Annotated in this window: 11 protein-coding genes; 5 read left to right on the top strand and 6 right to left on the bottom strand. The window is 73.0% G+C overall.

Annotated features, from left to right (window positions below; translation table 11 throughout):
* Nucleotide 1: 1 nt before the first annotated feature.
* Complete coding sequence (locus tag ACFY9V_RS21540; protein WP_391162432.1) at nt 2-472, bottom strand: OB-fold domain-containing protein; 471 nt, start codon at nt 470-472, stop codon at nt 2-4.
* Complete coding sequence (locus ACFY9V_RS21545; protein ID WP_355337606.1) at nt 436-888, bottom strand: DoxX family protein; 453 nt, start codon at nt 886-888, stop codon at nt 436-438. The genes ACFY9V_RS21540 and ACFY9V_RS21545 overlap by 37 nt, the downstream gene beginning before the upstream one ends.
* Nucleotides 889-1,072: 184 nt before the next feature.
* Here ACFY9V_RS21545 and ACFY9V_RS21550 point away from each other — a divergent pair, with 184 nt between their 5' ends.
* The 4 genes from ACFY9V_RS21550 to ACFY9V_RS21565 all read left to right on the top strand — a co-directional run bounded on the left by ACFY9V_RS21550 (nt 1,073) and on the right by ACFY9V_RS21565 (nt 6,705).
* Complete coding sequence (locus ACFY9V_RS21550; RefSeq protein ID WP_391162434.1) at nt 1,073-2,254, top strand: NAD(P)-binding domain-containing protein; 1,182 nt, start codon at nt 1,073-1,075, stop codon at nt 2,252-2,254.
* Between the two features lie 298 nt (nt 2,255-2,552).
* Complete coding sequence (locus tag ACFY9V_RS21555) at nt 2,553-4,730, top strand: acetate--CoA ligase family protein (protein WP_391162436.1); 2,178 nt, start codon at nt 2,553-2,555, stop codon at nt 4,728-4,730.
* 211 nt (nt 4,731-4,941) lie between these two features.
* Nucleotides 4,942-5,802: an enoyl-CoA hydratase-related protein gene (locus ACFY9V_RS21560; protein WP_355337597.1), complete on the top strand. Its 861-nt coding sequence runs from the start codon at nt 4,942-4,944 to the stop codon at nt 5,800-5,802.
* Between the two features lie 207 nt (nt 5,803-6,009).
* Entirely contained in the window at nt 6,010-6,705 is a 696-nt protein-coding gene (locus ACFY9V_RS21565) for a flavin reductase (protein ID WP_391162565.1), read from the top strand.
* Here ACFY9V_RS21565 and ACFY9V_RS21570 read toward each other — a convergent pair.
* The gene (locus ACFY9V_RS21570; protein ID WP_391162567.1) at nt 6,695-7,954 is read right to left on the bottom strand and encodes an MFS transporter; all 1,260 of its coding nucleotides are present in this window, start codon (nt 7,952-7,954) and stop codon (nt 6,695-6,697) included. The genes ACFY9V_RS21565 and ACFY9V_RS21570 overlap by 11 nt on opposite strands.
* A gap of 232 nt (nt 7,955-8,186) precedes the next feature.
* On the opposite strand from ACFY9V_RS21570, the gene ACFY9V_RS21575 reads away from it, so the two are divergent.
* Nucleotides 8,187-9,182 carry a helix-turn-helix domain-containing protein gene (locus ACFY9V_RS21575; RefSeq protein WP_391162438.1) on the top strand — a complete coding sequence of 332 codons (996 nt, stop codon included), beginning with the start codon at nt 8,187-8,189 and terminating at the stop codon, nt 9,180-9,182.
* Nucleotides 9,183-9,242: 60 nt separating this feature from the next.
* Here ACFY9V_RS21575 and ACFY9V_RS21580 read toward each other — a convergent pair whose 3' ends face one another.
* From ACFY9V_RS21580 to ACFY9V_RS21590, 3 genes are all read right to left on the bottom strand, one after another.
* Nucleotides 9,243-10,292 carry an alcohol dehydrogenase catalytic domain-containing protein gene (locus tag ACFY9V_RS21580; protein ID WP_391162569.1) on the bottom strand — a complete coding sequence of 350 codons (1,050 nt, stop codon included), beginning with the start codon at nt 10,290-10,292 and terminating at the stop codon, nt 9,243-9,245.
* Between the two features lie 127 nt (nt 10,293-10,419).
* Nucleotides 10,420-11,292 (bottom strand): SDR family oxidoreductase, encoded by an 873-nt coding sequence (locus ACFY9V_RS21585; protein ID WP_391162439.1) that lies wholly within the window; start codon nt 11,290-11,292, stop codon nt 10,420-10,422.
* On the bottom strand, nt 11,289-12,455 hold the full coding sequence (locus ACFY9V_RS21590; RefSeq protein ID WP_391162441.1) for an acyl-CoA dehydrogenase family protein: 1,167 nt from the start codon (nt 12,453-12,455) through the stop codon (nt 11,289-11,291). The genes ACFY9V_RS21585 and ACFY9V_RS21590 overlap by 4 nt, the downstream gene beginning before the upstream one ends.
* Between the last annotated feature and the right edge of the window lie 4 nt (nt 12,456-12,459).

The raw sequence follows: 12,459 nt of genomic DNA on the forward strand, positions 1-12,459 counted from the left end.
CTCAGGCCGGGCGGAAGACGGGGATCGCGGGCTCGTCCTCGGGCGGGGTTCCCGCGTCCGCGCCACGGCGGAAATCCACCCTCAACGGCATGCCGATCCGTAATCCCTGCGCCGCGCAGTCGATGACTTCCGTCATCATGCGCGGCCCTTCGGCGAGATCGACGACGGCCGCCGCGTAGGGGAGCCGGTCGCGGAACGGCGGCAGGTCGTTGAGGTGGACGACCGACCAGGTGTAGAGGGTGGCGAGGCCGGAGGCGGTCTCCCAGACCACGTCCTCGCTCCAGCAGTGCGGGCAGAATTCGCGCGGGTAGTGGTGCGCGGCGCCGCATCCGCCGGCCCGGCAGCGCCGGATGAGCAGCCGCCCCTCGGCCGCCGCGTCCCAATAGGTCCGGGTGAAGGCGTCGGTTCGCGGCAGGTCGAACCGCGCCGCGCCGCTCACCGGAACAGCCCGAAGGCGTCGTCCAGAGACCATGTCTGCCAGCTCACGGCGAAGAACGCCACGACCGAGATCAGCGCCATCATCGCGTTCTGTCCCTGCTCGGCCCAGTCGTGGATCATCAGGACGAGGTAGAGCAGGTTCAGCAGCAGGCCGCCGACGAGGGCGACGGGGGTGAGCAGGCCGGTGATCAGCCCGAGCCCGAGGGCGAGTTCGGCGTAGACGACGACGTACGCCATCAGGCGAGGGCGCGGGGCGACGACCGCCGCGAAGCCGGTGCGCACGAAGGGCCAGCGGTGCCGCTCGGCCACGTCGGCGGCCCAGGCGATGCCCGTACCGCGCGCGAACCACGCCTTCTTGTCCTTGTGCCGCCAACTCTCCAGCCACCACAGCCCCAGCCCTATGCGCAGTACGGCCAGCCATTCCGGGCCGCTGAGCCAGATCGCGCGCATGCCGGACCTCCTCCAAATCTGACGGTACGTCAGTTCAGCGGACGGCGGGCGGTATGCGCAAGAGGCCGGACCGAACCTCGCCGACCGATCCGTTCCGGGCTACGCTCACACGCGCGCGAGCAGTTACCTTCCGGTACCGCCGCAACTCGTTTCTCGTACGACTTTCAGGCCCCGGGAGTTCTCCATGTCCCACCCCAGCAACGCCGGTTCGGGCACACCCGCGAGCAGCGCGACCGCCGAGCCGGACACCATCGTCATCGGCGCGGGACCCGGCGGCCTGGCCGCCGCTGCCGCGCTCAGAGCGCGAGGGGTGCGCCCCCTGGTACTGGAGCGCTCGGAGCACCTCGGCGCCTCCTGGCGCGCCCACTACGACCGGCTGCGCCTGCACACCACGCGCCGGCTGTCCGCGCTTCCCGGCCTGCAGATCCCGCGCGCGTACGGCCGTTGGGTCGCCCGCGACGACGTGGTGCGCTACCTGGAGCAGTACGCCGAGCACCACGACCTGGACATCACCACCGGCATAGCGGTGGAGCGCGTCGACCGCGCGGCGTCGGGCGCGGGCTGGGAGCTGCCCGCCAACGGCGGCCGGGTGCTCACCTCCCCCGTGGTCGTCGTCGCCACCGGCCACAACCACGCGCCGCACATACCGGACTGGGAGGGCCGCGACACCTTCCCCGGCGAACTCCTGCACTCCGCCGCCTACCGCAACGCCGCGCCCTACGCCGGGCGCGACGTGCTCGTCGTCGGCGTCGGCAACAGCGGCGCCGAGATCGCCGTCGACCTCGTCGAAGGCGGCGCCGCCCGGGTACGGCTCGCCGTCCGCACCCCGCCGCACATCATGCGCCGGTCCACGGCGGGCTGGCCCGCGCAGGCCAGCGGCATCCTGTGCCGACGGCTGCCGACCCGCGTCGTCGACCGCGTCGCCCCGTACATCGAGCGGGCCAGCGTGCCCGACCTGTCGGCGTACGGCCTGCCCCGCCCGGAGACCGGCCTGTACGCGCGCGTGCTCGACGGCTCCATCCCCGTCCAGGACGTGGGCCTGATCGAGGCCGTACGCGCCCGGCGGGTCGAACCCGTCGCCGCCGTCGAGCGCTTCGACGGGGACAAGGTGCACCTGGCCGACGGCTCGCAGATCAGCCCCGAGGTCGTCATCGCCGCCACCGGGTACCGGCGCGGCCTCGAACCGCTCGTCGGCCACCTCGGCGTACTCGACGGGCGCGGGCGCCCGGTCGTGCACGGCGCCCGCTCGCCCAAGGGCGCCCCCGGCCTGTACTTCACCGGCTTCACCAACCCCATCAGCGGCATGTTCCGCGAAATGGCCATCGACGCCCGCCGGATCGCCCGGAAGGTGTCCCACACCCGCTGACCCGTACGCGCCCGCTTCGTACGTACCGCCGCGGCACCCGGCCGTGCGCGCGCTGACGCACGCCCGCTCCCACACCCCCGCTCCCACATCCCCCTCTCTCCATACGCAGGCCGCCGACCCGCTCGCGGGGACGCCGGAACCCCGCGTCCCCGCGAGCGAACCGGACGCCGCGCGTCCGCACCCCGCACAGGGCCGCACATTTCTTTTCCGTGACCCGACTGTTCCTGACAGGTCGTCAGTTCAGTAATCTGACTATGCGTCAGTTCTGTAGACCCAGCAGCAGGAGGGGGCGAGACCGATGCTCGGATCCACGTTCAGCACCCGCAGTCCCGGCCCGGGGCCCGTCGCGCGCGGCGGGTCGGACACCGATGTCGGCGGCCGTCCGCTGCACGCCCCCGTACCCGACCTCGACAGGTTCTTCCGGCCACGGACGGTAGCGGTGGTCGGCGCGTCCGACACCGAGGGGCGGCCCAACACCGGCATCACGCGACAGCTCCTGACCTGGTCGCAGCGGGTCGGCGCCCAGTTGCTGCCGGTCAACCCCGGCCGGGAGACCGTCTTCGGCCTGCCCTGCCACGCCTCGGTGGCCGATCTCCCGGAGGACGTGGACCTGGCGGTGCTGCTGGTCGCCGACCCGCTGCCGGTGATCGAGCAACTGGGCGAGGCGAAGGTCTCCTTCGCCGTGGCCTTCGCTTCCGGCTTCGCCGAGACCGGCGCCGAGGGCGCGGCGGCCCAGACCCGGCTGGCCGAGGTCGTCGCCCGCTCCGGTCTGCGGCTGCTCGGACCGAACACCAACCTCAACGCCTTCGAGGAGTTCCGCGAGGACCTCACGGGACCCGCCATCGCGCTGATCACCCAGTCCGGCCACCAGGGCCGCCCCCTGCACTCCCTCCAGCAACTCGGCATCCGGCTCAGCCACTGGGCGCCCACCGGCAACGAAGCGGACCTGGAGACCGCCGACTTCATCTCCTACTTCGCCGGGCAGCCCGAGGTCGGCGCCATCGCCGCATATGTGGAAGGGCTCAAGGACGGCAGGTCGTTCTGCCTCGCCGCCGACCGCGCCGCCCGGCGCAAGGTGCCGGTGGTGATGGTCAAGGTGGGCCGTACCGACGCCGGGGCCAGGACCGCCGCCTCGCACACCGGCAAGCTCACCGGGACCGATTCCGTGATCGACGCCGCCCTGCGGCAGTTCGGCGTGATCCGCGTCGACGGGCTCGACGAACTCCAGGACACCGCGGCCCTGCTGGCCCGCGCCCGGCCGCCCGCCGCGGACGGGGTCGTCGTCTACTCCATATCCGGCGGCACCGGCGCGCACTTCGCCGACCTGGCCACCTCGGCCGGGCTGCGGCTGCCCGCGCTGTCGGAGGCCAAGCGCACCGAACTCCACCAGTGGATCCCGGACTACCTGAACGTCGCCAACCCGGTCGACAACGGCGGCCACCCGGTGGGCGACTGGCGCGGCCGGAAGATCATCGACGCGATCCTGGCCGATCCGGCCGTCGGCGTACTGATCTGTCCCATCACCGGCCCCTTCCCGCCGATGAGCGACAAGCTGGCCCGCGACCTGGCGGACGCGGCCGAGGAGACGGACAAGCTGATCTGCGTGGTGTGGGGCTCCCCGGTCGGCACCGAGGACGCCTACCGCACCACCCTGCTCGGCTCCTCCCGGCTGGCGACCTTCCGCACCTTCGGCAACTGCGTCACCGCCGTGAAGTCCTACCTCGACCACCACCGTTTCACCGCCGCCTACCGCTCGCCCTTCGACGAAGCGCCGCGCACACCGTCGTCCTCGGCGCGCAAGGCGCGCGGCCTGCTGCGCGCGGGCCACCAGCTCAGCGAGCACGCGGCCAAGCAACTGCTGCGGGCGTACGGGATCCGGGTGCCCCGCGAGCAGTTGGTGACCAGCGCGGCGGGCGCCGTCCGGGCCGCGGGCCTGGTCGGCTACCCGGTGGTGATGAAGGCTTCCGCGGCGCAGCTCGGGCACAAGACGGAGCTGGGCCTGGTCAGGCTCGGCCTCACCTCGGCCAGCCAGGTCAGGGACGCCTACCGCGAACTCACCGACACCGCCCGCGCCGCCGACATCGACCTGGACGGCATCCTGGTCTGCCAACTCGTCGAGCGCGGCGTGGAGATGGTGGTCGGCATCTCGCCCGACCCGCTCTTCGGCCCGACCGTCACCGTGGGACTCGGCGGAATCCTGGTCGAGGTCCTCGCCGACACCGCCGTACGCGTGCCGCCCTTCGGGCCGGACACCGCGCGCGGCATGCTGGACGACCTGCGGGGCCGCAGGATCCTCGACGGGGTCAGGGGGGCGCCGCCCGCCGATACCGACGCGCTCGTCGACGTGGTCATGCGCGTGCAGCGGATGGCGATGGAACTGGGCGACTCGCTCGCCGAACTCGATATCAACCCGCTGATGGTGCTGCCGCGCGGGCAGGGCGCGGTCGCGCTCGACGCACTGGCCGTCTGCTACTGACCGCGCCGACCCGTACGCCGAGGATTCGCCCCCCACCGGTCCGTCCCGGAACGGTCCGCGCCGGAAGGGCGCACGCCGACACGACCCGCTCCCGGACGCCGCGCGCCCCCATGCCCAGCACTCGAACACCCCGTGCCCGCGTGCCCCGTGCCCGCACACCCCGTGCCCGCACACCCCGTGCCCGCTCTTCCCGCTCCGACCGAGGATTCCCATGGCCGACTCCCCCTCCACCGACTCCGACAACACCGCCGCCGACTCCGCTGAGTCACCGGACGATTCCGCTGAGTCAGTTGTACGTCACGCCACTGACAACGGGGTCTCGTGGATCACGCTCGACCGCCCGCACGCCATGAACGCCCTGACCTGGGACCAGCGCGAACGCCTGATCGGCCTGCTCGAAGCAGCCTCGGCGGAACCGGACGTGCGGGCCGTCGTACTGACCGCGACCGGCCGGGCGTTCTGCGCGGGCGCGGATCTGAGCGGAGGCGCGAGCGCACCGGCCGAGCGGGTGCCGGGCGATGTGGCGCGGACGATCAGGCGCGGCGCGCAGCGGCTGATCGCGGCCGTGCTCGACTGCGAGAAGCCGGTCGTCGCGGCGGTCAACGGCACCGCCGCCGGGATCGGCGCCCACCTCGCCCTCGCCTGCGACCTCGTCCTCGCCTCGGAACGGGCCACGTTCATCGAGGTGTTCGTCCGGCGCGGCCTGGCCCCCGACGGCGGGGGCGCGTATCTGCTGCCACGGCTGATCGGCCCGCAGCGCGCGAAGGAACTGCTCTTCTTCGGCGACGCGCTGCCCGCCGCCGAGGCGGAACGCCTCGGACTGGTCAACCGCGTCGTACCGGCCGCCGAGTTGGACAAGACCGCGCGCGCCTGGGCGGACCGCCTGGCCGCCGGGCCCACGCGCGCGACGGCGCTGGCCAAACAGCTCGTCAACGCCTCCCTCGACACCGACCGCGCCACCGCGTTCGCCGCCGAGGCGGCGGCGCAGGAGATCGTCATGACCACCGCCGACGCGCTGGAGGGCGTCCGCAGCTTCACCGAACGGCGGCAGCCGCACTTCCGGGGCCGGTGACCCGATTCCCTCCGTCCGCCACCCGCCACCCGCCGCCCGCCACCGGCCACCGGCCACCCGCCACCCGCCACCGGCCGACGAGCACGCCCCCGCCGAGAAACCCGGTTCCCGCCGATCGACAGCGCCCCGACCTCACCTCGGCCTCACCTCACCCTTCCTATCTGACGGTCCGTCAGATTCAATGGAGGGGTGATGGGACACGCGGGAATGGCGGAGACCGCCGTGCGGTACCTGAGGTCGGTCGGGGCGGCGACGGCCGCGGCGCCGGGCGCCGGAGGTCCGGCGACGGCGCCCACGGCGCTGCCGGGCGCCGCACCACTGGCCGGGGCGCGCGCCGCGCTGCGGGCGGTGGGCCCGGACGAGCGGGCACCGGTGGACCAGGGTGAATTCCGCGGGGTGCTCGGCCGTTTCGCGACCGGCGTGACACTGGTGACGGCGGCCTGCCCCGACGGGCCGGCCGGCTTCGCCTGCCAGTCGTTCGTGTCGCTGTCGCTGGATCCGCCACTGGTGGCGTTCATGGTCGGGCGTGCGTCAACGACCTGGCCGCGCATCGCCCGTGCGGGCGTTTTCTGCGCCAACGTACTGACGGCGGGGCAGGCCCCGCTGTGCAGGCAGTTCGCGGTGAGTGGCTCGGACAAGTTCGCGGGCGTGGACTGGACGCCCGCGCCCGTTTCGGGGTCGCCCCGGATCGGCGGCGCGTCCGCGTGGATCGACTGCGCGATCCACGCGGTGCACACCGGGGGCGACCACCTCGTGGTGGTGGGCCGGGTGGTCGCGCTGGGCGCGACGGGCGGCGACGACAACCCGAACGCCCCGGCCGGCCCCGAGGACCCTTCCGGACCTTTGCTGTTCTACCGGGGCGGATTCGGAACTTTCGCTCCTTTCGGCCCGTTCACCCCGTAACCGCCAACGCCGGTACCGCGGCGACCGGTCGGCGGCGGATGACGAGGGACATCAGCGCGGCCACCGCGCACAGGGCACCGGAGGAGTACCAGACGACGTCGTACGAGCCGAACGCGTCACGCGCGACACCTCCCAGATAGGCGACGAGGGCGGCGCCGATCTGGTGGGAGGCGAGGACCCAGCCGAAGACGATCGCGCTGTTCTCGCCGTAGTGCTCGCGGCACAGGGCAATGGTCGGCGGGACCGTGGCGACCCAGTCGAGGCCGTAGAAGACGATGAACAGCACCATCGGCGGATGGACGCTGTCCGCGAGCAGGATGGGGAGGAACATCAGGGAGAGTCCGCGCAGGCCGTAGTAGATCGCGAGCAGGCGGCGCGGTGATACGCGGTCGGTGAACCAGCCGGAGGCCACCGTGCCCGCGATGTCGAAGACGCCGATCACGGCCAGCAGGGAGGCGGCGGCGGTGACGGGCATGCCGTGGTCGTGGGCGGCGGGCACGAAGTGGGTCTTGACCAGGCCGTTGGTGGACGCGCCGCAGATCGCGAAGGTGCCCGCGAGCAGCCAGAACGGTCCGGTACGCGCCGCGTCGCGCAGGGCCCGCAGCGCCCGGCCCGCGGCGCCCGCGACCGGTGCGGGCTTGGGGGTGAACTCGGCGGCGCCGTAGGCCGCGAGGCCCACGTCGGCGGGGTGGTCGCGCAGCAGGAACCAGACGAAGGGGACGACGGCGAGCGCGGCGCAGGCCACCACCGCGGCGGCCGGGCGCCAGCCGTGGTGTTCGGTGATCCAGGACAGCACGGGCAGGAAGACCAGTTGTCCGGCCGCGCCGCCCGCGGTGAGAATGCCGGTGACCAGGCCGCGGCGGGCGACGAACCACCGGTTGGTGACGGTGGCGGCGAAGGCCAGCGCCATCGAGCCGCTGCCGAGGCCGACGAGCACGCCCCAGCACAGCACGAGTTGCCACACCTGCGTCATGTAGACGGTCAGTCCCGCGCCGAGCGCGATGGTGACCAGCGCGCACGCCACCACGCGCCGGATGCCGAAGCGGTCCATCAGCGCGGCGGCGAAGGGCGCGGTGAGCCCGTACAGCGCGAGGTTCACCGAGACCGCGAAGCCGATCATGCCGCGCGACCAGCCGAATTCGGTGTGCAGCGGGTCGATCAGCAGTCCGGGGAGCGAGGCGAAGGCGGCGGCGCCGACGAGGGTCACGAAGGTGACGACGGCGACGGCCCAGGCGCGGTGCGGTCGCACGCGGGCGCCGGGGCGGGGACCGAGGTCAGGAGCGACGCCGGATACGGCACCAGGCGCGACACCGACACCGGGTACGGCGGCCTCGCCAGGCGTGGCGGCCGGCCCTGGTGCGGCGGTCACGGTGTCAGGGACCTGACCGGCGGAGTGCGATGTCTGCGTCACTCGAACAGTCTCCGGAGATCGGTACCACCGGACGAGTGGCCCGATGGCCATGATGTGAAAGGATCGGGCCATGGCCGTTTTCCAGCACCCCGACCGGCACAAGGTCGCCGTCTTCGCGCTCGACGGCGTGATCCCGTTCGAACTGGGCATCCCGCTGCGGATCTTCGGCGCCGCACAGGGCGTCGAGGACGGCAGGAAGCTGTACGAGGTCGTGACGTGCAGCGTCGCCCCCGGCAGCGTCCGTACCGACGCCGATTTCAGCGTCGTCGTCGAGCACGGGCTCGAAGCGCTGGCCGAGGCGGACACGGTGGTCGTGCCCGCCTCGCACGAGTTGGGGACCGTCTACACCGAGGGGGTGCTGACGCCCGCACTGGCCGCCGCCTTCCGCCGGATGCGGACCGGCACCCGTACGGTCTCGATCTGCACCGGCTCCTTCCTGCTCGCCGCCGCGGGCCTGCTCGACGGTCGCCCCGCGACCACCCACTGGAGCAGCGCGGACCACTTCCAGCGGCTCTTCCCGCAGGTCAAGGTGGACCCCGACGTCCTCTACGTGGACGACGGCGACGTCCTGACCTCGGCCGGGGTCGCCGCGGGCATCGACTTGTGCCTGCACATCGTGCGCCGCGACTTCGGTACGGCGGTGGCGAACGGGGTCGCGCGCCGCACCGTCGTCCCGCCGCACCGGGAGGGCGGCCAGGCGCAGTACATCCGCAGGCCGCTGCCGGAGCCGCAGTTGGCCAGTACGGAGCGGGCGCGCTCCTGGGCGCTGGACCGGCTGCACGCGCCGCTCACGCTGCGGCAGCTCGCCGAGCGCGAGTCGATGAGCGTACGCACCTTCACCCGGCGGTTCCGCGAGGAGGTGGGGATGAGCCCCGGACAGTGGCTGACGCAGCAGCGCGTCGAACACGCCCGCCACCTGCTGGAGTCCACCGATCTCGGGGTCGACCAGATCGCCGGGCAGGCGGGTTTCGGCACGTCGGCGTCGATGCGTCAGCACCTCCAGGCCGCGCTCGGGGTGTCACCGACGGCGTACCGCCGCACGTTCCACAGCGCGGCCGGACGGTAGGCTCCGAGGGTCCGGAAGGCGCGGAGGGCCCGTAGGACTCGGACGGCCGGGAGAGAGGGCTCAGAAGGTGAGCACGCCGCGCGCCACCCGCCCGTGCGCGGCGTCGTCCACCGCCTTGGCGAAGTCCTCCACCGGGTAGGTCTCGGTGACGAGTTCGTCCAGCAGCAGCCGCCCCTGTCGGTAGAGGTCGGTGTAGAGGGCGATGTCGCGCTGCGGGCGCGAGGAACCGTATCGGCAGCCGAGGATCGCCTTGTCCAGGAACATCGAGGAGACGCGGAACGACGCCTCGGCATCGGCGGGCGGCACTCCGAGCAGCAGTGCCTGGCCGTGCCGGTCGAGCAGGTCGATCGCCTGCCGGATCAGGGCGGTGCGGCCCACGCACTCGAAGACGTGGTCGGCGCCGTGGGGCAGCAGGTCGCGTACGGAAGCGGCGTCGGCGACGAAGTCCGTGGCGCCGAACCGCCGGGCCGGCGCTTCCTTGGCCGGGTTGTTGTCCACGGCGACGATGCGGGAGGCGCCCGCGATCCGAGCGCCCTGGAGGACGTTGAGGCCGATGCCGCCGGTGCCGATGACGACGACGCTCTCACCGAGGCCGACGCGCGCCCGGTTCAGGACGGCGCCGACGCCGGTCAGCACACCGCAGCCGATCAGGGCGGCCGAGGTGAGCGGGATCTCCGGTGCGATTTTCACCGCCTGGACGGCCTTGACCACGGTCAGCTCCGCGAAGGCGGAATTCGAGGCGAAGTTGAAGAGCGGCTTCCCCTGCCGCGTGAAGGGCTTTCCCGGGCGGCCGATGGCCTGACGGCACATCGTGGGGCGGCCACGGTCGCACTCGGGGCACGTCCCGCAGTTGGCGAGCGTCGAGAGCGACACATGGTCGCCGACCACCACGTGGGTCACCCCGGCGCCGACCGCCTCGACCACTCCCGCGCCCTCGTGGCCGAGCACGACCGGCACCGGGAACGGGATCGTCCCGTCGATCACCGACAGGTCGCTGTGGCACAGCCCGGCCGCCGCGATCCGTACCCGCACCTCACCGGGCCCCGGCGCGCGGACCTCCAGGTCGTCCACGACCTGCGCCTGCTTGCCGTCGAAGACGACGCCCCGCACACGTCCCCGGACGTCACCATAAGTGCCGTCCAGCGCGGCGCCCCCCTTGGTGCCGTCCGCGTGCGCGTCACCATTAGTGCTGCCTATCGTGCCGCCGTGCCCGCTCATGTGCGCCCCCTCAAGGGTGTCAAGGGTGTTGGGACGAGACGGAGACCACCTCGCCCGTCAGATAGGAGCTGTAGCCGCTGGCAAGGAAGACGATCGCGTTGGCGACCTCCCAGGGCCGCGCGGCCCGCCCGAACGCCTCGCGCGCGGTCAGTTCCGCCAGCAATTCGTCACTGGTGACCTTCGCGAGGTTGGCGTGCATCGCCAGCGACGGCGCGACCGCGTTGACCCGTACGCCGAACTCGGCCGCCTCCACGGCCGCGCACCTGGTCAGCGCCATCACGCCCGCCTTGGCCGCCGCGTAGTGCGCCTGTCCGGCCTGGGCGCGCCAGCCCAGCACGGACGCGTTGTTGACGATCACCCCTGTGCCGCGTTCCCGCATGTGGCGCAGGGCGGCGCGGGTGCAGCGGAAGGTGCCGTTCAAGGTGACGTCGAGGACGGTCGACCACTGCGCGTCCGTCATGTCGACGAGCGCGGCGGTGCCGCCGAGGCCCGCGTTGTTGACCAGGACGTCCAGACCGCCGAACCTCTCGGTGACGGCCGCGAAGAGCCGCCGCACATCGTCCTCGACGGTCACGTCGCACGGCACGGCCAGCGGCGCCTGGCCAGTCAGCTTGTCCAACTCCGCGGCTGCCTCGGCCAGCCGCCGCTCGTGCCGGTCGCTGATCGCCACGACCGCGCCCTCCTCGGCGCAGCGCCGCGCGGTCGCGAAGCCGATGCCGCTGCCCGCGGCGGCCGTGACCAGGACCGTACGGCCGCGCAGGAGGCCGTGCGCGGGCTCGTAGGGCGGCTCGCGCCCAGGGCCGTGCGGGGGGTGCGGGGCGTGCTGGGCGTGCTGGGCGTGCTGGGGAGACGCGCTCACCCTGATGGCCTCTTCCTCCTCGGACGCGCTCACCCTTTCGGCTCCCTCGGCAGCCCCAGCGCCCGCTCCGCGATGATCGTGCGCTGCACCTCGTCCGAGCCGCCGTAGATGGTGTCGGCGCGGGAGAAGAGGAACAGGTGCTGGGCGGCGTCGAGTTCGTACGGCGCGGCCGGTGTCCAGTCGCGCGGACCGGTGGCGGCGGACGGGCCGCGTACGGTCATCGCCAGCTCGCCGAGCCGCTGGTGCCAGGCCGACCAGAGGAGTTTGGCCGCGCTGGGCGCGGCGAGGTCGGCGGTGCCGAGGGTGCGCAGCGCGTTCCAGCGCATCGTCCGCAACTCCGCCCACAGCCGTATCAGCCGCTGCCTGATCATCGGATCGGTGTCGGCCCCTGTGCGCCGCGCAGCCTCCGTGACCTCCGCCAACTCCCGCCCGAAGCCGATCTGCTGGACCAGTGTGGACACGCCGCGCTCGTGGCCGAGGAGCGCCATGGCGACCTGCCAGCCGCCGCCTTCCGCGCCGACGACCCCGACGGCGCGGGCGCCGTCGAAGAACACTTCGTTGAAGTCGGCCGCGCCGGACATCTGCCGAATCGGGCGCACGTCGATCCCCGGCTGGTCCATCGGCAGCAGCAGGAAGCTCAGGCCGTGATGGCGGCGCGAGCCGGGCTCGGTGCGCGCGAGCAGAAAGCACCAGTCGGCGTCACGCGCCAGTGACGTCCAGATCTTCTGCCCCGACACCCGGTACGAGCCGTCGGCCGGATCGCGTACGGCCGCCGTCCGCACACCCGCCAGGTCGGAGCCCGCGCCCGGCTCGCTGTACCCCTGGCACCACAGCTCCTCCCCGCGCGCGATCGGCGGCAGGAAGCGCTCGCACTGCTCGGGTGTGCCGTGCGCCTCCAGGGTGGGCGCGAGCAGCTTCTCGCCGATGTGTCCTGTCCTTACGGGGGCGCCCGCGCGGGCGTACTCCTCGCCCCACGCGACCTGTTGGGCGAGCGTCGCGCGCCGGTTGCCGCCGTATGTTCCGGACCAGCCGAGGCCGATCCAGCCCGCCGCGCCGAGGGTACGTTCCCAGGCCCGGCGGTCGGGCGCGGCGCGCATGTCGGTGGCGGCCGGGGTGGCGGCGGGGGCGTTGGCGGCGAGCCACTGGCGGGCCTCCGCGCGGAAGGCGTCGACCTCGGGTCCGAAGGTGAAGTCCATGGCG

The organism is Streptomyces sp. NPDC008317, from assembly GCF_042955955.1.
GTDB lineage: Bacteria > Actinomycetota > Actinomycetes > Streptomycetales > Streptomycetaceae > Actinacidiphila.

Excerpts from the sequence above, each read along its gene's own strand:
- ACFY9V_RS21540 (WP_391162432.1), bottom strand. The coding sequence starts at position 472 with ATGGTCTCTGGACGACGCCTTCGGGCTGTTCCGGTGAGCGGCGCGGCG.
- ACFY9V_RS21545 (WP_355337606.1), bottom strand. The coding sequence starts at position 888 with ATGCGCGCGATCTGGCTCAGCGGCCCGGAATGGCTGGCCGTACTGCGC.
- ACFY9V_RS21555 (WP_391162436.1), top strand. The coding sequence starts at position 2,553 with ATGCTCGGATCCACGTTCAGCACCCGCAGTCCCGGCCCGGGGCCCGTC.
- ACFY9V_RS21560 (WP_355337597.1), top strand. The coding sequence starts at position 4,942 with ATGGCCGACTCCCCCTCCACCGACTCCGACAACACCGCCGCCGACTCC.
- ACFY9V_RS21550 (WP_391162434.1), top strand. The coding sequence starts at position 1,073 with ATGTCCCACCCCAGCAACGCCGGTTCGGGCACACCCGCGAGCAGCGCG.
- ACFY9V_RS21590 (WP_391162441.1), bottom strand. The coding sequence starts at position 12,455 with ATGGACTTCACCTTCGGACCCGAGGTCGACGCCTTCCGCGCGGAGGCC.
- ACFY9V_RS21575 (WP_391162438.1), top strand. The coding sequence starts at position 8,187 with ATGGCCGTTTTCCAGCACCCCGACCGGCACAAGGTCGCCGTCTTCGCG.
- ACFY9V_RS21565 (WP_391162565.1), top strand. The coding sequence starts at position 6,010 with ATGGCGGAGACCGCCGTGCGGTACCTGAGGTCGGTCGGGGCGGCGACG.